General features: G+C 69.0%; 22 protein-coding genes. 12 read left to right on the forward strand and 10 right to left on the reverse strand.

Translation table 11 applies throughout. The features are described from left to right. Positions 1 to 43: 43 nt before the first annotated feature. The 6 genes from H7I87_RS07170 to H7I87_RS07195 all read right to left on the reverse strand — a co-directional run bounded on the left by H7I87_RS07170 (position 44) and on the right by H7I87_RS07195 (position 5,986). Positions 44 to 769, reverse strand: coding sequence for a DUF72 domain-containing protein (locus H7I87_RS07170; protein ID WP_019733905.1), 726 nt, complete (start codon positions 767 to 769; stop codon positions 44 to 46). Positions 770 to 776: 7 nt separating this feature from the next. Beyond that, a complete protein-coding gene (locus H7I87_RS07175; protein WP_033719894.1) occupies positions 777 to 1,412 on the reverse strand; it encodes an endonuclease in 636 nt (211 codons plus the stop codon). Between the two features lie 42 nt (positions 1,413 to 1,454). Further along, a complete protein-coding gene (locus H7I87_RS07180; protein WP_011725089.1) occupies positions 1,455 to 1,787 on the reverse strand; it encodes a TfoX/Sxy family protein in 333 nt (110 codons plus the stop codon). Between the two features lie 40 nt (positions 1,788 to 1,827). Further along, the gene (locus H7I87_RS07185) at positions 1,828 to 2,205 is read right to left on the reverse strand and encodes a nitroreductase family deazaflavin-dependent oxidoreductase (protein ID WP_011725088.1); all 378 of its coding nucleotides are present in this window, start codon (positions 2,203 to 2,205) and stop codon (positions 1,828 to 1,830) included. Positions 2,206 to 2,290: 85 nt separating this feature from the next. Continuing rightward, positions 2,291 to 4,612 (reverse strand): endopeptidase La, encoded by a 2,322-nt coding sequence (lon, locus tag H7I87_RS07190; RefSeq protein WP_170924231.1) that lies wholly within the window; start codon positions 4,610 to 4,612, stop codon positions 2,291 to 2,293. Positions 4,613 to 4,723: 111 nt separating this feature from the next. Next, a complete protein-coding gene (locus H7I87_RS07195; protein ID WP_023861652.1) occupies positions 4,724 to 5,986 on the reverse strand; it encodes an alpha-hydroxy acid oxidase in 1,263 nt (420 codons plus the stop codon). Between the two features lie 18 nt (positions 5,987 to 6,004). On the opposite strand from H7I87_RS07195, the gene H7I87_RS07200 reads away from it, so the two are divergent. Further along, on the forward strand, positions 6,005 to 6,442 hold the full coding sequence (locus H7I87_RS07200) for a DUF1810 domain-containing protein (protein WP_011725086.1): 438 nt from the start codon (positions 6,005 to 6,007) through the stop codon (positions 6,440 to 6,442). Here H7I87_RS07200 and H7I87_RS07205 read toward each other — a convergent pair. The 3 genes from H7I87_RS07205 to H7I87_RS07215 are packed head-to-tail and all read right to left on the reverse strand — an operon-like array spanning position 6,439 to position 8,947. Continuing rightward, the gene (locus H7I87_RS07205) at positions 6,439 to 7,773 is read right to left on the reverse strand and encodes an alpha-amylase family protein (RefSeq protein WP_023861650.1); all 1,335 of its coding nucleotides are present in this window, start codon (positions 7,771 to 7,773) and stop codon (positions 6,439 to 6,441) included. The genes H7I87_RS07200 and H7I87_RS07205 overlap by 4 nt on opposite strands. 10 nt (positions 7,774 to 7,783) lie before the next feature. Further along, positions 7,784 to 8,320: an alkyl hydroperoxide reductase gene (locus H7I87_RS07210; protein ID WP_023861649.1), complete on the reverse strand. Its 537-nt coding sequence runs from the start codon at positions 8,318 to 8,320 to the stop codon at positions 7,784 to 7,786. Between the two features lie 39 nt (positions 8,321 to 8,359). Then, the gene (locus tag H7I87_RS07215) at positions 8,360 to 8,947 is read right to left on the reverse strand and encodes a peroxiredoxin (protein ID WP_009976955.1); all 588 of its coding nucleotides are present in this window, start codon (positions 8,945 to 8,947) and stop codon (positions 8,360 to 8,362) included. Between the two features lie 114 nt (positions 8,948 to 9,061). Here H7I87_RS07215 and H7I87_RS07220 point away from each other — a divergent pair, with 114 nt between their 5' ends. From H7I87_RS07220 to H7I87_RS07235, 4 genes are read left to right on the forward strand one after another with little or no spacing between them, the layout of a single operon-like run. Continuing rightward, positions 9,062 to 9,997, forward strand: coding sequence for a hydrogen peroxide-inducible genes activator (locus H7I87_RS07220; RefSeq protein ID WP_011725083.1), 936 nt, complete (start codon positions 9,062 to 9,064; stop codon positions 9,995 to 9,997). 36 nt (positions 9,998 to 10,033) lie between these two features. Then, a complete protein-coding gene (locus H7I87_RS07225) occupies positions 10,034 to 10,735 on the forward strand; it encodes an EthD domain-containing protein (protein WP_011725082.1) in 702 nt (233 codons plus the stop codon). 10 nt (positions 10,736 to 10,745) lie between these two features. After that, a complete protein-coding gene (locus tag H7I87_RS07230; protein WP_033726956.1) occupies positions 10,746 to 11,189 on the forward strand; it encodes a TIGR03618 family F420-dependent PPOX class oxidoreductase in 444 nt (147 codons plus the stop codon). A 14-nt stretch (positions 11,190 to 11,203) separates the two neighbouring features. Further along, entirely contained in the window at positions 11,204 to 11,953 is a 750-nt protein-coding gene (locus H7I87_RS07235; RefSeq protein WP_003876559.1) for an enoyl-CoA hydratase/isomerase family protein, read from the forward strand. Between the two features lie 56 nt (positions 11,954 to 12,009). On the opposite strand, the gene H7I87_RS07240 is transcribed toward H7I87_RS07235, so the two are convergent. Continuing rightward, the gene (locus tag H7I87_RS07240; RefSeq protein WP_003876560.1) at positions 12,010 to 12,195 is read right to left on the reverse strand and encodes a (2Fe-2S)-binding protein; all 186 of its coding nucleotides are present in this window, start codon (positions 12,193 to 12,195) and stop codon (positions 12,010 to 12,012) included. A gap of 350 nt (positions 12,196 to 12,545) precedes the next feature. Here H7I87_RS07240 and bfr point away from each other — a divergent pair, with 350 nt between their 5' ends. The 7 genes from bfr to H7I87_RS07275 all read left to right on the forward strand — a co-directional run bounded on the left by bfr (position 12,546) and on the right by H7I87_RS07275 (position 21,006). Next, positions 12,546 to 13,025 carry a bacterioferritin gene (gene bfr, locus H7I87_RS07245; RefSeq protein WP_003876561.1) on the forward strand — a complete coding sequence of 160 codons (480 nt, stop codon included), beginning with the start codon at positions 12,546 to 12,548 and terminating at the stop codon, positions 13,023 to 13,025. Between the two features lie 120 nt (positions 13,026 to 13,145). Next, positions 13,146 to 15,194, forward strand: coding sequence for an MDR family MFS transporter (locus H7I87_RS07250; RefSeq protein WP_033726955.1), 2,049 nt, complete (start codon positions 13,146 to 13,148; stop codon positions 15,192 to 15,194). Between the two features lie 54 nt (positions 15,195 to 15,248). Next, positions 15,249 to 15,743, forward strand: coding sequence for a carboxymuconolactone decarboxylase family protein (locus tag H7I87_RS07255; RefSeq protein ID WP_003876563.1), 495 nt, complete (start codon positions 15,249 to 15,251; stop codon positions 15,741 to 15,743). A 32-nt stretch (positions 15,744 to 15,775) separates the two neighbouring features. After that, complete coding sequence (locus H7I87_RS07260; protein WP_011725079.1) at positions 15,776 to 16,657, forward strand: TIGR03854 family LLM class F420-dependent oxidoreductase; 882 nt, start codon at positions 15,776 to 15,778, stop codon at positions 16,655 to 16,657. 41 nt (positions 16,658 to 16,698) lie between these two features. Further along, positions 16,699 to 18,051 (forward strand): type I glutamate--ammonia ligase, encoded by a 1,353-nt coding sequence (locus H7I87_RS07265; RefSeq protein WP_011725078.1) that lies wholly within the window; start codon positions 16,699 to 16,701, stop codon positions 18,049 to 18,051. 10 nt (positions 18,052 to 18,061) lie between these two features. Then, entirely contained in the window at positions 18,062 to 19,180 is a 1,119-nt protein-coding gene (locus tag H7I87_RS07270) for an amidohydrolase family protein (RefSeq protein ID WP_033726954.1), read from the forward strand. 512 nt (positions 19,181 to 19,692) lie between these two features. Beyond that, positions 19,693 to 21,006 carry a hypothetical protein gene (locus tag H7I87_RS07275; protein ID WP_083071356.1) on the forward strand — a complete coding sequence of 438 codons (1,314 nt, stop codon included), beginning with the start codon at positions 19,693 to 19,695 and terminating at the stop codon, positions 21,004 to 21,006. The last annotated feature ends 72 nt before the right edge of the window (positions 21,007 to 21,078 follow it).

The raw sequence follows: 21,078 nt of genomic DNA on the forward strand, positions 1-21,078 counted from the left end.
GGGTTGCTCCGTTCTGTCGAAGTTTCAGCCTACTCGCGGGCGCTCAACCCACCAGCTCGCGCAGCGCGAGCGCGTTGCGTACCGCGTGGCCGCCCAGGTCGTTGTTGAAATACATCCACACGTCCTTTCCGTCACCGTCCCAGGTGGTGATCCGCTCGGCCCAGCACCGCAAGTCGTCGTCGGAGTACGAGCCGGCATAGTTGGCGGCTGGGTCCGGTCCGTGCATCCGGATGTAGACCAGGTCGGTCGTCGCACGCGGGATGCACGCCAGTCCAAGGCCGCTCGTCACCACGTACGCCGCACGGCGGCGCTCCAGCAGCGCATACACCGCGGGGTCGTTCCACGACGGGTGGCGCAGTTCGACGGCGACGCGGATGGACGCGGGCATGCGCTCCAAGAAGGAATCCAGGCGGGCGTCGTCGCGCTGCTGCTCGGGATGCAACTGCACCAGCAGCACGCCGCGCCGATCGCCCAGCAACTCCCAGCACCGCTCGAACCGTTCGATCCACGGTTCGGGGGAGGCCAGCCGGCGGTAGTGGGTGAGTCCGCGGTGCGCCTTGACCGACATGGTGAAGCCGTCCGGCAACTGCTCGCGCCACCCCGCGAACGTCGAATCCTTGGGCCAGCGGTAGAAACTGGCGTTCAACTCGACGGTGTCGAACACCTCGATGTAGCGGGACAGCCGGGGCGCCGACGGCGTTCCCGGCGGGTACAGCACATCCGCCCAGTGGTCATACGACCACCCGGAGGTACCGATGCGCACGGTCACGGGGCGGTCAGCCGCTGACCTGCCGGCGCACGTCGTCGTCCAGCGACGCCCGCACCAGGGCGGCGGCCAGCCGCGCATTGGCTTGCGGCGCAAGGCTTCCCAGCTTGTCCGGCTCGGCGGGCAGCCCCAGTTTCTTGGCGGCTCCGGTGGCCCGGTCATCGAAGTAGGGCCGCACCCAGGTCCACACGTCTTGGACTTCGCGCAGAAAGATGTCGGCGCCGGTGTCGCCGATCCCCTTGAATCTCTTCAGCATCCGTTTCGCCGACACTGTGTCGTGCTCGCTGCGAGCGGCCAGTTCGCGCAGATCACCGGAGTAGTCGTCGCGCACGCGCTCGGCCATGTCGGTGAGCCGGGTGGCCGAGCTCTCGTCGTAACGCACGTAGTGGGCGCGCCCGAACGCGTCGATCATGGTCTGCCGATCCGCGTCCAACACCGCCTTAGGGGTTCGCAGACCCGCCTTGAACAGTTCGGCCGCCGCGCCCACGGCGATGGCCGCGTCGATCGGCTTGCTGGCCAGCATGCACAGCACCAGAAGCTGAAACAATGGCATCGGCTTGTCACTCAGCTTGATGCCCGCCTGCGCCGCGTACGTCTGGCCGGCGACGTCGAGCAGTCGTCGCACTCGCTGGTCGCGGTTGCTCATACCGGTTCGCGTACCCCCGGCGTGCGCGGGCAAACGGCGCCGCTACTTGGGCGGCAGGCTTTCGGCGTATCCGACGCCGCGGGCGACCCAACCCGCAAGCTGGCGTTTGGTCCGCACCCCGGCGGCGTCGACTCGTAACCAGCCGCGGGTTTCCCGCCCGGCCATCACCATCGGGCCGACATGGGCGCGCGCGGCGAGTTTGTCGGTGTCCTCGGGCGGCACCCGCACCAGCAGCCCGCCCTGGCCGCTGGCCGCCACCGACATGTTGCCGTTGAGCAGAAACGCCAGCCCGCCGAACATGCGCTTCTCCTCGATGCCCGGTTGACCGCCGAGCAGCTCGCGGATCCGGTTGGCCAGGTCCTCGTCGTAGGGCATGCGCCGACCTTAATGCCGGCCGCCGACACGGGCGTCGAGGTCAGTCCAGGTCCACCCGGATGGTCAGCAGGTCACTGCCCATCAGGCGCACCATCGCGCTGTTGAGGCGGGGCAGGTTGCCCAGCCGCTGCACGGGGTCGTCGTCCGGCAACAAGTGCGCGGTGCCGGTGCGCCAGCGGCCGCCGACCCGCACGCGGACGGCCGGGTTGGCCTTGATGTTGCGCACATAGTCGGAGTGTTCGCCGTGTTCGGAAACCATCCAGAACTGGTTGTCCACCACGCGTCCGCCCACCGCGGTCCGCCGCGGCTTGCCGCTCTTGCGTCCGGTGGTTTCGAGCATGGTCATCGGCAATTGCCGGCCCACCGGGTTGACCAGCAGGCGTTGAACTCGGTGTACCACTCGCCGTTTGAGACTCACGCGGTCATTCAACCGCGACACCCGGCGTCACGCCAGCGTGGCGTTCGGTGCGGAGAGCCACGCCGGCGTGACGCTGGAGGCGCGGTCAGGCCGCGGCGGCGGCCGGCGCGGTGACGGGTTCCAGCGCCTGCGCGACGATGTCGGCCACGTCGGTCATGGGCGTGACCGTCAGCGCCTCGAGCACCTCGGCAGGCACGTCATCGAGATCCGGCTCGTTGCGCGCCGGGATGAAAACCGTTGACAGCCCGGCACGTTGGGCCGCCAGCAGCTTTTGCTTCACGCCGCCGATCGGTAACACCCGACCGTTCAGCGTGACCTCGCCGGTCATGCCGACGTCGGAGCGCACCTGGCGTCCGGTGGCCATCGACACCAGAGCGGTCACCATCGTGACCCCGGCCGACGGGCCGTCCTTGGGCACCGCCCCGGCGGGCACGTGCACGTGGATGCGCCGGTCCAGCGCCTTCGGGTCGACCCCGAGCGCGGCGGCGTGGGAGCGCACGTAGGACAGCGCGATCTGCGCCGACTCCTTCATCACGTCACCCAGCTGACCGGTCAGCTGCAACCCCGGCTCCCCGTCGGTCGCCCCGGCCTCGATGTAGAGCACATCGCCGCCCAGGCCGGTGACGGCCAGGCCGGTCGCCACCCCGGGCACCGCGGTGCGTTCGGCCGACTCGGGCGTGAACCGGGGCCGGCCCAGGTAGTCGACGAGATCGGGCTCGTCGATGGTGACCGACCCAGGCTGCTCTGCCAGCTTGGTCGTCACCTTGCGCAGCGCCCTGGCCAGCAGCCGTTCGAACTGTCGCACGCCCGGCTCGCGGGTGTAGTCGGCGGCGATCTTGCGCAGCGCCGCGTCGGTCACCGTCACCTCGTCCTCGGTCAGCGCCGCCCGCTCCCGCTGCCGGGGCAGCAGGTAGTCCCGGGCGATGGCCACCTTGTCGTCCTCGGTGTAGCCGTCGATGGTCACCAGCTCCATCCGGTCCAGCAGGGCCGACGGGATGTTCTCGACGATGTTGGCGGTGGCCAGGAACACCACGTCGGACAGGTCCAGGTCCAGATCCAGGTAGTGGTCGCGGAAGGTGTGGTTCTGCGCCGGGTCGAGCACCTCGAGCAGCGCCGCGCTCGGGTCGCCCCGGTAGTCGGAGCCGACCTTGTCGATTTCGTCCAGCAGCACAACGGGATTCATCGATCCCGCCTCGCCGATCGCACGCACGATCCGGCCCGGCAGCGCGCCCACGTAGGTGCGCCGGTGGCCACGGATCTCGGCCTCGTCGCGCACCCCGCCCAGGGCGACGCGCACGAACTTGCGGCCCAGCGCCCGCGCCACGCTCTCGCCCAGCGACGTCTTGCCGACGCCGGGCGGGCCGGCCAACACCATCACCGCACCCGAGCCGCGGCCGCCGACCACCTGCAGCCCGCGCTGGGCGCGGCGGGTGCGCACCGCCAGGTACTCGACGATGCGGTCCTTGACGTCGTCGAGGCCGTGGTGGTCGGCGTCCAGGATGTCCCGGGCGGCCTTCAGGTCCGTCGAATCCTCGGTCTTGACGTTCCACGGCAGGTCCAGCACGGTGTCGAGCCAGGTGCGGATCCAGCCGCTTTCGGGGCTCTGGTCGCTGGCGCGTTCCAGCTTGCCGACCTCGCGCAGCGCGGCCTCGCGGACCTTCTCGGGCAGCTCGGCGGCCTCGACGCGGGCCCGGTACTCATCGGACCCGTCCGGTTCGCCCTCGCCCAGCTCCTTGCGGATGGCGGCCAGCTGCTGGCGCAGCAGGAATTCCTTCTGCGTCTTCTCCATGCCCTCGCGCACGTCCTCGGCGATCTTGTCGCTGACCTCGACCTCGGCCAGATGCGAGCTGGTCCAGTCGATCAGCACCCGCAGCCGCTCGGCCACATCGACCGTTTCCAGCAGCTGGCGCTTCTGCGCGCTGGTCAGGTAGGACGCGTAGCCGGAGGTGTCGGCCAGCGCCGACGGGTCGGTCAGCCGGTTGACGTAGTCGATGATCTCCCAGGCCTCGCGGCGTTGCAGCATGGCCAGCAGCAGCTTCTTGTACTCCGCGGCCAGCGTCTTGATCTCGTCGGTGATCGCGGCGTCGGGGACCGGGGTCGCCTGCACCCACAGCGCCGCGCCGGGCCCGGACGTGCCGGCCCCGATCTGGGCCCGGCGCTCGCCGCGCACCACCGCGGCGGTGCCGCCTCCGGCGATGCGCCCGACCTGCACGATCTTGGCGATCACGCCGTGCGACGGGTAGCGGTCCTCGAGCCGGGGGGCGATCAGCAGCTGACCGGATTCGCTCGCCTGAGCGGCGTCGATCGCCGCGCGGGCCGCGTCGTCCAGCGCGATCGGCACCACCATCCCGGGCAACACGATGGTGTCGGTGACGAACAGCACCGGCACCGAGTAGGCCTCAGCCATCAAATCCTCCAAAAGTTGAGTCTGATGCGCTTAACCCAGCCCGGCGCCGGTTTGTTCCCGAGGACGGTTTCGCTACGAGCGTCACGCCCGCGCACCGTCGGCCGGCGAGCGTCACGCCGGCGTCACTGGCGGCTCGACGGGCGGCAGCGGCGCCAGCCGCCGCAGCGGCGTCACATGCCGCGGCGACAGCTCCTCGAGACAGGTGACGCCCAGCAGCCGCATCGTCCGGATCACGCCTTCGGCCAGGATCTCGATCGCCCGGGTCACGCCGGCCTCACCCCCGGCCATCAGCCCGTACAGATAGGCCCTCCCGACCAGGGTGCAGCGGGCCCCCAGCGCGATCGCCGCGACGATGTCGGCGCCCGACATGATCCCGGTGTCCAGCAGGATCTCGGTGTGCTTGCCCAGCTCGCGCGCCACGGTGGGCAGCAGGTGGAACGGCACCGGGGCCCGATCCAGTTGGCGCCCACCATGATTCGACAACACGATGCCGTCGGCGCCGCGGTCGACGACGGCGCGGGCGTCGTCCAGCGTCTGAATCCCCTTCACCACCAGCTTTCCCGGCCACCGCGCCTTGATCCACTCCAGGTCGTCGAAGGTGAGGCTGGGGTCGAACATGGTGCTCAGATACTCGGCGACGGTGCCGGGCCAGCGATCCAGCGACGCGAACGCCAGCGGCTCGGTGGTCAACAGGTCGAACCACCATTTCGGGTGCGGCACCGCGTCCAGCACGGTGCGCAGCGTCAGCGTCGGCGGGATCGTCATGCCGTTGCGGTTGTCCCGCAGCCGCGCCCCGGACACCGGGACGTCGACGGTGGCCAGCAGGGTGTCGAAACCTGCGTCGGCGGCCCGGCGCACCAGCGCCATCGAGCGTTCCCGGTCTTTCCACATGTACAGCTGAAACCACTTGCGCGACTGGGGAACTGCGGCCGCCAGGTCCTCGATCGCGCAGGTGCCCAGGGTGGACAGCGAGAACGGGATGCCCGCCCGCGCCGCCGCCCGCGCACCGGCGATCTCGCCCTCGGTGTGCATCAGCCGGGTGAAGCCGGTCGGGGCGATCCCGAACGGCAGCGCCACGGGCCCGCCCAGCACATCCCATCCCGCGGTCACGGTGCTGACGTCACGCAGGATCGTCGGGTGAAACTCGATGTCGCGGAAGGCTTGTCGGGCGCGCTGGATGGACAGCTCGTCCTCGGCGGCGCCGTCGGTGTAGTCGAAGGCCGCCTTCGGGGTGCGGCGTTTGGCGATGCGGCGCAGGTCCTCGATGGTGTGGGCGGATCGCAGGCGGCGTTTGGTCGCGTTGAACTCGGGCCGCTTGAACTGCATCAGTGGCGCGAGGTCGCGCACCCTGGGCACTCGCCGTTGGACTCCCACATGTGCCACCGTAGTCATATGGACTCGGCCGCCGACCCGTTCGATCTCGAACGCTTCGTGGACGCCCAGGAGCCGGTCTACGCCGACGTCGTCGACGAGTTGCGTGCCGGGCGAAAACGCCGCCATTGGATGTGGTTCGTCTTTCCGCAGCTGCGCGGCCTGGGTGGCAGCGCGATGGCGGACCGGTACGGCATCTCGTCGCTGCCGGAGGCCCGCGCCTACTTGCGCCACGAGCTGCTCGGGCCGCGTCTGCGCGAATGCGCCCGACTGGTCGAGCGGGTGCAGGGCCGATCCGTCGGGCAGATCTTCGGCTCGCCCGACGACCTGAAGCTGTGCTCGTCGATGACGCTGTTCGCGCACGCGACCGACGACAACGCTGACTTCCTGGCGGTCCTGCAGAAGTACTACGACGGCCGGCAGGACCCGGTGACGCTGGCCCGCCTGGCGGACTCCTAGATCGGGCTCAGGATCCGCCAGCCCTGCGGCTCGACGACCACCGTGTCGAGCACCTCCGGCGGTGGGGCTGCCGAGCCGCCGATCACCCGCCCGCGCCGGCCGCCCAGCTCGTCGAGCGAAACCCGCAGCGGCTCATCGCCGATGTTGAGCACGATCAACAGGGCCTCATCGCCGCTGCGGGTCTCGTACACGTAGTGCCGGTTTTGCAGCAGCAGCGCGGTGGTGGTGGCCGCGTGCAGCCAGGGATGGCGGCGGCGCAGCCCGATCAGGTACTGGTGCAGCCTCCACACCTCGGTGCCGAAGTCATCCAATGGTATTGGGGGAGAGCAGAACTCGGGCCGTACCGCGTCGTCGCCGCCGAACCGTTCCTCCTTGACCCCGCGAAAGCCGAGCTCGTCGCCGGCGTACACGCTGGGCACCCCGCCGACCGTCAGCAGCAGCACCAGGGCGTGCGCCAGGTGCGCGGGGTTGTTCAGCTGGCTGGCGATCCGGGTGACGTCGTGGTTGCCGATGAAGGTCAGCGGCGAGAACCGGCCCAGAAATGCGTTGTGCCGCTGCAGCGCCCAGTCCAGTTCATAGAAGTTGCCGTCGTTGAGGCTGCTCCAGATCGCCTTCCACAGCTCGTATTGGGTGGCCGAGTCGAAGCCGGTGGCCCGCACCACCGCGGCGTAGTCGCCGTGGATCAATTCGCCGACGAACCAGGCCTGCGGGTAGCGGTCGCGCACCCGGGGCAGGGTGGCCGCCCAAAACGTTTCCGGCACAGCGTAAGCCGCGTCCAGCCGCCAGCCGTCGGCGCCGCGTCCCAGCCAGTGCGCCATGACGTCGACGGTGTAGTCGACGACCTCGGGATTGTCGTGGTTGAGGGTGATCAGGCCGTCGTGGCCCTCGAAGGTGTGAAAACGCCCGCGACTACCGCGAAACCAGCGGGCGGCGGCGTGATCGTCAGAGTCGATGGCGGCGCGATACCGCGGGAAATCCACACCGACGTGGTTGAACACGCCGTCGAGCAGCACCCGCAGGCCGCGCCGGTGCGCTTGCGCGATGAGGTGGTCGAAGTCGGCGTCGTCGCCGAGCCGGGGATCGATGCGGTAGTGGTCGGTGGTGTCGTAGCCATGGGTGCGCGAGGTGAAGATCGGGCCCAGCGCGATGCCGGAGGCGCCGAGTTCGATCGCGTGGTCGAACCAGTCGACGAGCCGCCGCAACCGGTGTTGTTCCGGTTGCGGCGGCTCGCTGGACTGCGGTAGCGGGTACGCGCCGACGAACCCCAGCGGGTAGACCTGCCACCAGATGACGTGCTGGACCCAGTCGGGTCCGGTCACGACACTGGCCACGACGGCACGGTCAGCCGGCGGTCGCCAGCGTCTGGGAGGTGACGATCGCTTGGGCCACACCGGAAATGATCGCGGCGGCCTTGAGCGCCTCCTGGATGGTCTCCCGGCTGACGCCGGCCTCGCGCAGCGTGTGCTCGTGCGAGGCCACGCAGTCCGGGCATCCGTTGATGGCCGAAACGGCGAAGCACCACAGCTCGAAGTTCGCCTTCTCCACGCCGGGATTGCCGATGATGTTCATCCGCAATCCCGCACGCAGGTCGTCGTACTTGCCGTCCAAGAAGCCGCGGCCCCGGTAGAACACGTTGTTCATCGCCATCACCGATGCGGCGCCCAGCGCCGCGTGGTACGCCTCGGCGGACAGGGTGTCGGCCGCCTCGGCGCCAATCTCGGTGAGCACCTGCGTGTTTCGGGTCGCCGCGGCGCTGGCCAACAGCGTGCCCCAGAGCTGCTCCTCGTTGAGCTCGGTGGTGCGCGTGACCGAGCCCAGGTTCAGCTTGAGATCCTTGGCGTACTCCGGCAGTGCTTCCTTGAGATTCTCGACGCTCATCTCGCCTCCTGATCAGGCTTGTACCCAGCCGGGCCCGGATTAAGCAGAGGCCTTGAGCAGTTCGGTGGCGTTCAGCGTCGGGTCACCCTTGCGCCAGTTGCACGCGCACAGCTCGTCGGACTGCAGCGCGTCCAGCACCCGCAGTACTTCCTCGACGTTGCGGCCCACCGAACCCGCGGTGACCGAGACGAACTGGATCTCGTTGTTCGGGTCGACGATGAAGGTGGCCCGGTCGGCCACGCCGTCGGCGTTGAGAACACCGGTGGCCAGGCTCAGTTCGCGCTTGATGTCCGAGAGCATCGGGAACGGCAGGTTCTTGAGGTCCTCGTGCTGGGCGCGCCAGTTGAAGTGGACGAACTCGCTGTCGATCGAGACGCCGAGCACCTGGGCGTCGCGGTCCTCGAACTCGTCGTTGAGCTTGCCGAAGGTGGCGATCTCGGTGGGGCAGACGAAGGTGAAGTCCTTGGGCCAGAAGAACACCACGCGCCACTTGCCGGCGTGGTCCTCGCTGGTGATGGTGGTGAAGTAGTCACCGGGCTGCTTGGCGTCGACCTTGGACAGGTCGCCCGCGATCAACGCGGTCAGCTCGTAGGCGGGGAACTGGTCGCCGATGGTCAGCAGAGGCATGTCGCTCCTATCTGGATCTACTTATCTGGATCAACTCAAGATTAGCTTTCGTCCACCATGTTGCCGCGTACCCTCAATGAAGTAAAGGTGATATTTCCCACTACACTTATAGGTATGCCCGATAAGACTTATCAGCCCACGATCGCCGGTCTGCGCGCCTTCGTCGCGGTCGCCGAGAAGCGCCAATTCAGCGGTGCCGCAACGGCTTTGGGAGTCAGCCAGTCGACGCTGTCGCAGGCGTTGGCGGCGCTGGAGGCGGGGCTGGGCACGCAGTTGGTGGAGCGCTCCACCCGGCGTGTCTTCTTGACACCCCAGGGCGCCGAGCTGCTGCCGCACGCCCAGGCCGTGGTCGAGGCGGCCGACGCCTTCACCGCGGCGGCGGCGGGTTCGGCGGACCCGTTGCGGGCCGGCATGCGGCTGGGGCTGATCCCCACGGTGGCGCCCTACGTGCTGCCGACCGTGCTGGCCGGAATCGCCGAACGGCGGCCCGGCCTGACCCTGCGGGTCACCGAGGACCAGACCGAACGGCTGCTGGCGGTGCTGCGCGAGGGCGCGCTCGACGCGGCGCTGATCGCGCTGCCCGCCGAGACGGCGGGCGTCACCGCGATCCCGATCTACGACGAGGATTTCGTGCTCGCGCTTCCGCCGGGCCACCCGCTGGCGGGCAAGCGCCGGGTGCCGGCGACGGCGCTGGCCGACCTGCCGCTGCTGCTGCTGGACGAGGGGCACTGCCTGCGCGACCAGGCGCTGGACGTCTGCCACAAGGCGGGTGTGCGGGCGGAGCTGGCCAACACCCGGGCCGCCTCGCTGGCCACCGCGGTGCAGTGCGTGACCGGCGGCCTGGGGGTGACGCTCATCCCACAGAGCGCGGTCCCGGTGGAGGCGTCGCGCAGCCGGCTGGGCCTGGCCCAGTTCGCCGCGCCGCGCCCGGGCCGGCGCATCGGTCTGGTGTTCCGCTCGTCGAGCGGGCGCGACGACTCCTACCGCGAGCTGGCCGGGCTGATCGGCGAGCTGATCAGCAGCCAGCACCAGGTACGGCTGGTGAAGTAACCCTGCCGGCGGCCCGGCGCGGGTAGGTTTCGGCTCATGGAAAAAGTGATCGCCGTGCTTATGCGTGCCGATTCGGAGGAGGACTGGTGCGCCCGCCAGCGCGGCGCGGTCGCCGATGCGCTGCTCGAGTTGGGCCTGCCCGGGCTGGCGGTCAATGTCCGCGACGATGCGGTACGCCGGTCGTTGATGACGTTGACCACGCTGGACCCGCCGGTGGCCGCGGTGGTCAGCATGTGGACCCAGCAGTGCTACGGCGAGCAAGTGGCGGCCGCGCTGCGCCTGCTCGCCGCCGAGTGCGAGCAGCTGGCCGCCTATCTGGTGACCGAGTCGGTGCCGCTGCCGGCGCCGCAAACCGAACCAGCCTCTCGCACACCGGGTTTGGCCAACATCGCGTTACTGCGCCGGCCGGCCGGCATGGACCAGGAGACCTGGCTGACCCGCTGGCAGCGCGACCACACCCCGGTGGCCATCGAGACCCAATCGACGTTCGGCTACACCCAGAACTGGGTGGTGCGCACCCTCACCCCGGGCGCACCGGAGATCGCCGGCATCGTCGAGGAATTGTTCCCCGCCGAGGCGATCACCGATCTGCAGGCGTTCTTCGGGGCGGCCGACGAACAGGACCTGCAGCACCGGCTGGGCCGAATGGTGGCCAGCACCACGGCTTTTGGCGCCAACGAGAACATCGACACGGTGCCGACCAGCCGCTACGTCGTCAAGACACCGTTCGCGCAATGAGGTACCGGAGATGACCACACTCGACGACGCCGTCGCCCTGGCCGCCGCGGAAAACGGTCTGGCGGTGATATCCACCGTCCGCGCCGACCAGACCGTGCAGGCCTCGCTGGTCAACGTCGGCCGGTTGGCGCACCCGGCGAACGGTCAACCGGTGCTGGGCTTTACCACCTACGGCAAGGTCAAACGGGCCAACCTGCGGGCCCGGCCGCAGCTGGGCGTCACCTTCCGCAACGGCTGGCAGTGGGCGACCGTCGAGGGCCGCGCCGAATTGGTCGGCCCGGACGACGCCCAGCCGTGGCTGACCGACGCCGACCGGCTGCGACTGCTGCTGCGCGAAGTGTTCACCGCCGCCGGCGGCAGTCACGACGACTGGGACGAGTACGACCGGGTGATGGCCCGGGAGCGGCGGGCCGTCGTGCTGATCGCCCCGACCCGCGTCTACAGCAACGGCTGACCTAAGCTGCTGGCGTGACGCTGCAGATCGACGACGACAAGCGGGTACGCACCCTCACGCTGAACCGCCCGGAGGCGCTGAACGCGTTCAACGAAGCCCTCTACGACGCCACCGCCGAGGCGTTGCTGGCCGCGGCCGAGGATCCCGAGGTGGCGGTCGTGCTGCTGACCGGGGCGGGACGCGGGTTCAGCGCCGGCACCGACCTGGCCGAGATGCAGGCCCGCATCACCGACCCGGACTTCACCCCGGGCAAGCATGGCTTCATCGGACTCATCAACGCGCTCAGCGCATTTCCCAAGCCGCTGATCTGCGCGGTGAACGGCGTCGGCGTGGGGATCGGTGCCACCATCCTGGGCTACGCCGATCTGGCGTTCATGTCGTCGACGGCCCGGCTGAAGTGCCCGTTCACCAGCCTGGGGGTGGCCCCCGAGGCGGCCTCGTCCTACCTGCTGCCACAACTGGTCGGCCGGCAGAACGCCGCCTGGCTGTTGATGTCCTCGGAATGGGTCGACGCCGACGAGGCGCTGCGGATGGGCCTGGTCTGGCGGGTCTGCGCGCCCGACGAGCTGCTGCCGCAGGCCCGTCATCACGCGGAAATCCTTGCCTCCCGCCCGATTTCGAGTTTGATGGCGGTCAAGCACACGATGATGGAACCGGTCCGGCCGCAGATCGCGGCGGCCACCGCGCGGGAGAACGCGCACTTCGCGGAGCTGATGGGCGCCCAGGCCAACGCGGCCGCGCTGGCCGACTTCAACAAGCGCTGAGCGGCAGGCACCAAGCAAACAGCACTAAGCGGCCCAGCTGAGGCGGGGGAGCGGCCTCAGACCGACGGGGCGGTCTCCAGCTTCGCCGAAGCGGCCAGAATCGCCCGCAGCGTGCGCCGGCACCGGCCGCAGTCGCCGCCGGCCCCGCACGCCGCGGCGATCTCCTTGGAGGTGGTGGCGCCCCGCGCCACGACCTCGGACACGGTCTGGTTGGTGGCCCCGACACAAAGGCACACGTACATCAGCGCACCCCTCGCACGTAGGCATCCCCTTCGTCGAACGCTCGGACGGGCGACGCCGCGCCGCCTCGGCCGGTGGCCGCCGGGGGCGTCGATCGCCCACGCGAAACCACCGGACACAGCTGCCGCATATCCCGCCGCATATTAGTGGAGTCTAACCTAAGTCAGTTAGTGGAGTCTAACCTAACAAGAAGCGATCTAGCTCACCCGTAACACGCACTGAGCGCAGCCAAACCTTGCTGGAAGATTCGCTGTGGCCGTGGCAAAGTGCTGCTACAGCCCAGGTTCGTGCGCTCCAGCCCGGCGCACCGACCGCGGCCGAACAGCCAGCCGCTCACACCGTAGGAGTGAAAATGCAAGGGGATCCGGAAGTTTTGCGTCTGCTCAACGAGCAGCTGACCAGCGAACTCACCGCGATCAACCAATACTTCCTGCACTCCAAGATGCAGGACAACTGGGGGTTCACCGAGTTAGCTGAGCACACCCGGGCCGAGTCCTTCGACGAGATGCGCCACGCCGAGGCGATCACCGACCGCATCCTGCTGCTCGACGGGTTGCCGAACTATCAGCGCCTGTTCTCGCTGCGCATCGGCCAGACGCTGCGCGAGCAGTTCGAGGCCGACCTGGCCATCGAATACGAGGTGATGGACCGGCTCAAGCCGGCCATCATCCTGTGCCGGGAGAAGCAGGACTCCACCACCGCCACGCTTTTCGAGCAGATCGTCGCCGACGAGGAAAAGCACATCGACTACCTGGAGACGCAGCTGGAGTTGATGGACAAGCTGGGCGTGGAGCTCTACTCGGCGCAGTGCGTGTCGCGGCCACCGAGCTGATGCCGGGGCGGCACGGCGCGCCCTCGGGGTCAGCGGGCTGACAGGTCCACGCCGACAGCTGGGTACTCATAGCCGACGCCGACGCGACGGAAGGCAGCCATGACGACCCCGAGAGCAGCAGTGAATGCACCGGCCCGCGCCGATACCGGATCCGGCGGCGAGCGGATCAGCCTGCAGCGGCGCAACCTGATCTTCGTCGCGATCGTGCTCGGCATGCTGCTCGCGGCGTTGGACCAGACCATCGTGGCGACCGCGCTGCCGACCATCGTCGCCAACCTGGGCGATGCCGGCCATCAGTCCTGGGTCGTGACCAGCTATTTGCTCGCCTCGACCATTGTCACCGCGCTGGTGGGCAAGCTCGGCGATCTGTACGGCCGCAAGCGCGTCTTCCAGGCCGCCGTCCTGTTCTTCGTGGCCGGCTCGGTCCTGTGCGGACTGGCCCAGTCGATGGCCATGTTGGTGGGAGCGCGTGCGCTGCAGGGCATCGGCGGCGGCGGGATCACCGTCACCGCCAGCGCGCTGATCGGTGAGGTCGTTCCGCTGCGGGAGCGGGGCCGGTACCAGGGCATCCTCGGGGCGGTGTTCGGCGTCACCACGGTCATCGGCCCGCTGTTGGGCGGCTATTTCACCGATTACCTGAGCTGGCGCTGGGCGTTCTGGGTGAACGTGCCGGTCTCGGTGATCGTCATTTTCGTTGCCGCCGCGGCGATTCCCGCGCTGGCCGCGTCGGCCAAACCGGTGATCGACTACGCCGGAATCGTTTTCGTCGGCCTGGGCGCCGCCGGCCTGACGCTGGCCACCAGCTGGGGCGGCAGCCGCTATCCGTGGGGCTCGCCGACGATCATCGGCCTGTTCGCCGCCGCCGCGGTGGCGCTCGGCGTTTTCGTGGTGGTGGAACGCCGCGCCGCCGAGCCCATTCTGCCGGTCCGCTTGTTCGCCAGCCCGGTGTTCACCGTGTGCTGCGTGCTGTCCTTCGTGGTGGGTTTCGCCATGTTGGGCGCGATGACGTTCCTGCCCACCTACATGCAATACGTCGACGGGGTCTCGGCCACCACGTCGGGGTTGCGCACCCTGCCCATGGTGGTGGGCATGCTGTTCACCTCGACCGGCAGCGGCACCATCGTCGGGCGCACCGGCCGGTACAAGATCTTCCCCGTGGCCGGCACCGCGTTGATGGCGTTGGCGTTCCTGCTGATGTCGCGGATGCAGCCGTCGACCTCGGCGGTGATCCAGTCGCTGTATCTGTTCATCCTGGGCGCCGGCATCGGGCTGTCCATGCAGGTGCTGATCCTGATCGTGCAGAACACGTCGGACTTCGAAGATCTCGGCGTCGCCACGTCCGGGGTGACGTTCTTTCGGACCATCGGAAGTTCCTTCGGCGCAGCGATATTCGGCTCGTTGTTCGTGAACTTCCTGAACCGCCGGATCGGTCCGGCGCTGGCGGCCAGCGGCGCGCCGCCCGGCGCGGTCAGCTCGCCGGGCGCCCTACACCGCCAGCCTCATGAGGTGGCCGCGCCCATCGTGGCGGCCTATGCCGAATCGCTCACCGAGGTGTTCTTCTGGGCGGCCCCGGTCGCACTGGTGGGTTTCGTGCTGGCGCTGTTCCTGCGCGAAATCCCGCTGCGCGACATCCACGACAGCACAGTCGATCTCGGTGACGCATTCGGCATGCCGACCACCGAGACACCCGACCAGATGCTGGAGAACGCGATGGCCCGGATGTTGCGCGGCGAGACCGGGATGCGGTTGCGCAGCATCGCGATGCGACCCGATTGCCGGCTCGACGTCGCCGGGTTGTGGGGAGTGTTGCGCATCAACCGCTACACCCAGATGTACGGGACCGCGCGACTCACCGACATGGCGGAGTATCTGCGGATTCCGTTCGAGGTGCTCGAGCCGACCTTCTCGCGCCTGGTCACCGCCGGTTACGCGGGCAGCGACGGCGACCGGCTGTGGCTCACGCCGGCCGGGGCCCAGCAGGTCGGCTACGTGCATTCGCTGCTGTTGGCCTGGCTGGTCGACAAACTCGGGCGGTCGCCCGGCTTCGAGGGGCGCCCGGACCGCCAAGCGGTGCAGGCCGCCCTGGAACGCGTTGCGTATCGCGTTCTCGCCCAACGTGATTGGCATGACGCGCAGCCGACCGCGGCGATCACGGCGGCGGCCCGCTAGCCGGGCCGAGCACTCGTCGCCGGCGGCCGGCGAACCCGGGCGTACCATCACGCCATGAGCCGAATCGGAACATTTGCTGACGACGACCTGGCCGGCTGGTTCGTGAAATCTCCGGACATCGGCGCCGCGCTGGGCGCGTTCAGCCAGGCGGTCTACACCAAGAACCGGTTGCCGTTGCGCACCCGGGAGCTGGCCCGCGCCGTGATCGCCCACCGCAACGAGTGCGTCGTGTGCGTCAACACCCGCGACGAGGACGGCCCGGCGGCGGGCGTCGACGAGGAGCTGTACGACCACGTCCATGAGTGGCGCACCTGGCCCGGCTACAGCGAACAGGAGCGGCTGGCAGCCGAATTCGCGGACCGCTTCGCGACCGATCACACCGGTCTGCGCGACGACGAAGACTTTTGGAGCCGCTGCGCCGAGCACTTCTCCGACGAGTTGCTCGCCGATCTGGCCCTGTCCTGCGCGCTGTGGGTCGGCATGGGCCGGGTGCTGCGGACCCTCGACATCGGGCAGGCCTGCAAGCTGACCATCCCCAGCCGCGGATAGCCCGGCGTGCGACGCCGACGGGGAAGGCGCCGATGAAGATCCGCTTCGGCGTCGGGCTGGGCGCCGACAACGCCCCCGCCGAGTTGGGCGCCATCGTCGACCATCTCGAGTCGACCGGGGTGGATTCGCTGTGGTTCTCCGAGCTGGTGTACTCCCCGGCGGTCGATCCGGTGGTCGGGATGGCGTTTGCGCTGGCGCGGACGCACCGGTTGAAGGTGGGCACGTCGGTCGCCGTGCTGCCGGGGCGGCACCCGGTGCTGGTGGCCAAGCAGTTGGCGTCGCTGGCGGCGGTCGCGCCCAAGCGGGTCCTTCCGGTGTTCGGGCTGCGCTCGGCGATTCCGGCCGAACGCGAGGTGTTCGTGGTTCCCGACGGCGAGCGGGCGGCGGTGTTCGACGAGTCGCTGCGGCTGCTGCGCGCGGCGCTGGTGGAGGATTCGGCGACGTTCACCGGGCGGTATTTCAGCGTGACCGGTGCGGCGGTCACGCCCAAACCCGCACCGCCATTGGATATTTGGCTGGGCGGTTCGGCGCCCGCGGCGTTGCGGCGGATCGGTGCGCTGGCCGACGGTTGGCTGGGCAGCTTCCTCACCCCGGCGGAGGCCCGGGCCGGGCGCGAGGCGATCGAGCGGGCCGCGGCGGCCGCCGGACGGCACATCGAACCCGACCACTTCGGGATCTCGCTGGCCGTCGCCGACGGCGAACTGCCGCCGCCGGCGATCGCGGCAGTGCGGCGCCGCCGCCCCGACCTGGACCCCGACGAACTGATCGCGAGCGGATGGGATCAGCTGCACCGCAAACTCGACGCCTACCTCGATGCGGGGCTGACGAAATTCGTGATCCGGCCGGCGGGCACGGCGCCGTGGGACGGCTTTCTCGATCGGTTCGTCACCGAGTTGGTCGGCCGCCAGAACTGAAATCGCGGGCGCCGGGCCCGCGACCCTGCACAATGACTGCCATGACCGGCACACCGCTTGCCGCCGCGGCGATCGCTCAGCTGGAGGCCGAGGGCGTCGACACCGTGATCGGGACGGTCGTCAATCCCGCCGGGCTCACCCTGGCCAAGACGGTTCCGATCCGGCGGACGAACACCTTCGCCGATCCCGGTCTGGGCGCCAGCCCGTCCTGGCATGCCTTCGCCGTCGACCAAACCGGCATCGCCTTCACCGCCGAGGTCGGCGTGGTGGGGGACCAACGTCTTCGGATCGACCTGTCCGCGTTGCGCATCGTCGGCGACGGCCTGGCCTGGGCGCCGGCCGCGTTTTTCGCCCAGGACGGCACGCCCATACCCAGCTGCGCCCGCGGAACGCTGAAGCGGGTCGAGGCCGCGCTCGCCGACGCCGGCATCGACGCGGCCATCGGGCATGAGGTCGAATTCGTTCTGGTCGCCCCGGACGGGCAGCGGTTGCCGTCGACGTTGTGGGCGCAGTACGGCCTTGCCGGGGTGCTGGAGCACGAGGCGTTCGTCCGCGATGTGATCGGTTCGGCGACCCGGGCCGGCATCGCGATCGAACAGCTGCACCCCGAGTACGGCGCCAACCAGTTCGAGCTCTCGCTGGCGCCGCAACCCCCGGTGGCCGCCGCCGACCAGCTGATCTTGATGCGGCTGATCATCGGCCGCGCGGCCCGCCGGCACGGGTTCCGCATCAGCCTGTCACCCGCACCGTTCGCCGGTGATGTGGGATCCGGTGCCCACCAACACTTTTCGCTGTCCATGGCGGAAGGGCCGCTGTTCTCCGGCGGCGCAGGCACGGCGGGCATGACCCCGGCGGGGGAGAACGCGGTGGCGGGCGTGATCCGCGGGCTGCCCGAGGCGCAGGGTGTGCTGTGCGGGTCGATCGTCTCCGGCCTGCGGATGCGCCCGGGCAATTGGGCCGGCGCCTACGCCTGCTGGGGGACCGAGAACCGGGAAGCCGCAGTGCGATTCATCGTCGACGGCCCCGGCAGCCCGCGCGGCGGGAACGTCGAGGTAAAGATCGTCGATCCGTCGGCGAACCCCTACCTGGCGTCGGCGGCCATCCTCGGGCTCGCCCTGGACGGTATCAAGTCGCAGGCGGCGCTGCCTCCCGAGGTGACGGTCGACCCGGCGGCGCTGTCCGACGCCGACCGTGACCGCGACGGTGTGGTGCTGCTGACCGATTCGGCCGCAGAAGCGATTGCGGCCCTTGATGATTCGGAACTGATGCGGCACATCCTGGGCGACCCGGTGGTCGACATGGTGGTGGCGGTGCGCCGCCTGGAGCAGGAACGCTACGGCGACCTGGACCCCGCGCAACTGGCGGACCGGTTCCGCATGGCCTGGAGCCTGTGACGACGCCGCCATGGTCTCCGACACCGATGCGCTGGCCGAACACATCGGCGCCGTGTCGCTGATCGACCAGCACGTCCACGGCTGCTGGCTGACGACCGGCGGGCGGCGACGATTCGAGAACGCGCTGAACGAGGCCAACACCGAGCCGATCACCGGTTCGGGCTTCGACTCGCAGCTCGGGTTCGCCGTGCGCGCCCACTGCGCTCCCATCCTGGGGCTGCCCAGACACGCCGACCCGCAATCCTATTGGGAGCGCCGTTGCCAACTCAGCGAACACGAACTGGCGCGGCTGTTCCTGCCGGCCGCCGGGGTCTGCAACTGGTTGGTGGACACCGGAATCGGGCACGGCGTGGTCGCCGGTGTCGCCGAGATGGCCGAGCTGGCGGCCGCCCCCACGGCCGAGCTGGTGCGTCTCGAGGAGGTCGCCGAGCAGGCGGCGCAAGCGCCGGGCGACTACGCGGCGGCCTTCGACGAGATCCTGGCCGCGCGGGCGGCCGGCGCGGTCGGCACCAAATCGATCCTGGCCTACCGGGGCGGGTTCGACGGAGACCTAAGCGAGCCGTCGGCGACCGAGGTCGCCCGGGCGGCGGCCCGGTGGCGCGAGCTCGGCGGCACCCGGTTGCGCGATCGGGTGCTGCTGCGGTTCGGGCTGCACCGGGCGCTGCGGTTGGGCAAGCCGCTGCAATTGCATGTCGGGTTCGGCGATCGCGATTGCGATCTGCACAAGGCCAATCCGCTGCTGCTGCTTGACTTCCTGCACCACAGCGGAGATGTGCCGATCGTGTTGCTGCACTGCTATCCCTACGAGCGGGAGGCCGGCTACCTGGCGCAGGCCTTCAACAACGTATACGTCGACGGCGGGTTGAGCGTGAACCACTTGGGGGCGCGGTCGCCGGCGTTCTTGGCGCGCCTGCTGGAGCTGGCGCCGTTTTCCAAGATCCTCTATTCCTCCGACGGATTCGGTCCCGCCGAACTGCATTTTTTGGGAGCGGTGCTGTGGCGCAGGGGTATTCACCGCGTGCTGCGCGAGTTCGTGGAAGCCGGTGACTGGAGCCGCACCGACGCCATCCGGGTGGTCAACCTGATCGCCCGCGAGAACGCCGCGCGCCTCTACGGCCTGGCACCGTAACAGCCCGCCGGGCCCCGATGGGCCGGGGCCGCGCCGTGCGCCGCCGGGCGCGAAATTTCCCGATTCCGCCTGTTATTGACAACGCCGTCAGCTAGGCTGCCATCGACGAATCGGGCAACGTCACCCAACTCACGAGGAAGCAAGGAGGTTTGGGCAGATGTTGTCCCGTGCTGCCTTCTTCACGGCGGCCGTCACCGCAGTTCTCGCCGCCCCGGCCGCCGTCGCGCCGCCGGCCGACTCGTCACCCGCCCGGGCCAGCTAGTCACGCCCTGCCCCAGTCTGCGCCGGGGCATCGCCGGAATGGCCAATGAGGGGTGGCCATTTTCCCGAGTCCCGGCAAGAGATCGCTCGACCAGTCCGGCCCCGCCCGGCCGACGGCCGGACTGGTCGCGATCACCGGCAATTCGCGCGGGCACACTCGTAATCGCTCAAAACCGGTCGCCGCTGGCCGCGCGCGCGTAACGTTCTACCGCACGGACGGCCCGTCCCACGCCCGAGCTGGGGGTCAGACCATGTTGGCGACCATACAAACGGCAGCGACCACGCAACCGGCGGCGGCCACGCAATCGGCTTTCGACGACCGCATCGAAGGGCGCCTGGAAACCCTGCGCAAGGTGCTGACGAAGGATTCGGTCAAGAAGCTTCGGCTCGCGCCGATCAAATTCCTGTCCGCGCTGGTTTCCGACGGGGACCTGCGCAACCTCAAGTTCGACCGGAACACCGACCCGACGGCCTCCGGCCCGCGCGAGCAGTCGATGGAAATCGACACGTCGCTGCGGCAGCCGGTGTATCGCATCAGCCGGCGGACCCGGGAAGCCATGGCCCGGGTGCAATCGAATCTGGGGCTCGACAACCAGGACACCGATTGGATGATCGACAATTACTTCATCCACGAGCTGCTGCACAACTCCCAGGGGATGTCCGGCGGCAACCACTCCGAGCTCAGCCGCCATGCCCCGCGGGTGCTGCTGGACGTGGACTACCAGGCCGACGCCCTGGCCGCGGTCACCGCGACCGCGCTCGCCTGGCTGGTGCCGCGCGAGTTCGGATTCCGGGCAAATCGGTGCGCCAACGAGAATCACTGGACGCTGTACGAGCGTGCGCTGAAAGCGATCCTGAATCAGATGGAGATCTTCACGCTGCTCGGTTACTGGAACACGCCGCGAGCCCAGATCTCGCTGGTGGCCACCGGCCTGGAGCGGATTCTGCGAATTGCCACCTGGCACTACCAGTTTCATCGGCTGAGGTCGCCGTTCAGGCCGAAGCGCCCGCTGGCCGACTTCCAAATCCTCGCCCAGCCGGTGCTGGACTTCCGGAACCTGGCGTGGGCGGCGATTTTCGAACCCAGCACGCTGTGTAAGGATTGGCCGTCGAACGAACGCGCCAACGTGGCGAAGTGGCTGAAACGAAAGCCGTTGAAGGGCCGCCTGTTTGCGTTGCACGGTCGCCCGCAGCTGGTCGTCACGGCCGCGACACCGCTGGGGACGACGCGGTTCATCCGGCACAACTCGACCGAAACCCATTACGAGGACGCCTTCGCGGGCTTCTTCGACAACGAACCCAGGCGCAGCAAGGAGTTCTTCACCACATTGTTCATGCAACAGCAGTGGCTGCGGGGCGGGGCCGAAGCCAGCGCATTCAACTACGCCTGGTTGAACCTGCGCAAAGACCGCCAGGTCGACCTGCTCAAGGTGACCCAGGGGCTGGCGCCCGACCTCAAGCCCGAGCAGCGGGGCAAGGTGCTCGACCAGCTGATGACGCCGTCGAGATCGCAGATCCTTAAGTTCGTAGGTGCAGTTACTTCGTGTTGTTACGTTGTGCTGTGACCCCGGGTGGGGCGGGTGAGGCTGCATCGCTCTTGCCGGCCTGATGGTGCGGCTTGAAAGGACTGGCCGCCC

The organism is Mycobacterium timonense (genome assembly GCF_025821985.1).
GTDB lineage: Bacteria > Actinomycetota > Actinomycetes > Mycobacteriales > Mycobacteriaceae > Mycobacterium > Mycobacterium avium.

Bases quoted from the DNA above. Each gene is read 5' to 3' on its own strand.
- H7I87_RS07175 (WP_033719894.1), bottom strand. From the start codon at position 1,412: ATGAGCAACCGCGACCAGCGAGTGCGACGACTGCTCGACGTCGCCGGC.
- H7I87_RS07180 (WP_011725089.1), bottom strand. From the start codon at position 1,787: ATGCCCTACGACGAGGACCTGGCCAACCGGATCCGCGAGCTGCTCGGC.
- lon (WP_170924231.1), bottom strand. From the start codon at position 4,612: ATGGCTGAGGCCTACTCGGTGCCGGTGCTGTTCGTCACCGACACCATC.
- H7I87_RS07200 (WP_011725086.1), top strand. From the start codon at position 6,005: ATGGACTCGGCCGCCGACCCGTTCGATCTCGAACGCTTCGTGGACGCC.
- H7I87_RS07210 (WP_023861649.1), bottom strand. From the start codon at position 8,320: ATGAGCGTCGAGAATCTCAAGGAAGCACTGCCGGAGTACGCCAAGGAT.
- H7I87_RS07215 (WP_009976955.1), bottom strand. From the start codon at position 8,947: ATGCCTCTGCTGACCATCGGCGACCAGTTCCCCGCCTACGAGCTGACC.
- H7I87_RS07220 (WP_011725083.1), top strand. From the start codon at position 9,062: ATGCCCGATAAGACTTATCAGCCCACGATCGCCGGTCTGCGCGCCTTC.
- H7I87_RS07225 (WP_011725082.1), top strand. From the start codon at position 10,034: ATGGAAAAAGTGATCGCCGTGCTTATGCGTGCCGATTCGGAGGAGGAC.
- H7I87_RS07230 (WP_033726956.1), top strand. From the start codon at position 10,746: ATGACCACACTCGACGACGCCGTCGCCCTGGCCGCCGCGGAAAACGGT.
- H7I87_RS07240 (WP_003876560.1), bottom strand. From the start codon at position 12,195: ATGTACGTGTGCCTTTGTGTCGGGGCCACCAACCAGACCGTGTCCGAG.
- bfr (WP_003876561.1), top strand. From the start codon at position 12,546: ATGCAAGGGGATCCGGAAGTTTTGCGTCTGCTCAACGAGCAGCTGACC.
- H7I87_RS07255 (WP_003876563.1), top strand. From the start codon at position 15,249: ATGAGCCGAATCGGAACATTTGCTGACGACGACCTGGCCGGCTGGTTC.
- H7I87_RS07260 (WP_011725079.1), top strand. From the start codon at position 15,776: ATGAAGATCCGCTTCGGCGTCGGGCTGGGCGCCGACAACGCCCCCGCC.
- H7I87_RS07265 (WP_011725078.1), top strand. From the start codon at position 16,699: ATGACCGGCACACCGCTTGCCGCCGCGGCGATCGCTCAGCTGGAGGCC.
- H7I87_RS07270 (WP_033726954.1), top strand. From the start codon at position 18,062: ATGGTCTCCGACACCGATGCGCTGGCCGAACACATCGGCGCCGTGTCG.
- H7I87_RS07275 (WP_083071356.1), top strand. From the start codon at position 19,693: ATGTTGGCGACCATACAAACGGCAGCGACCACGCAACCGGCGGCGGCC.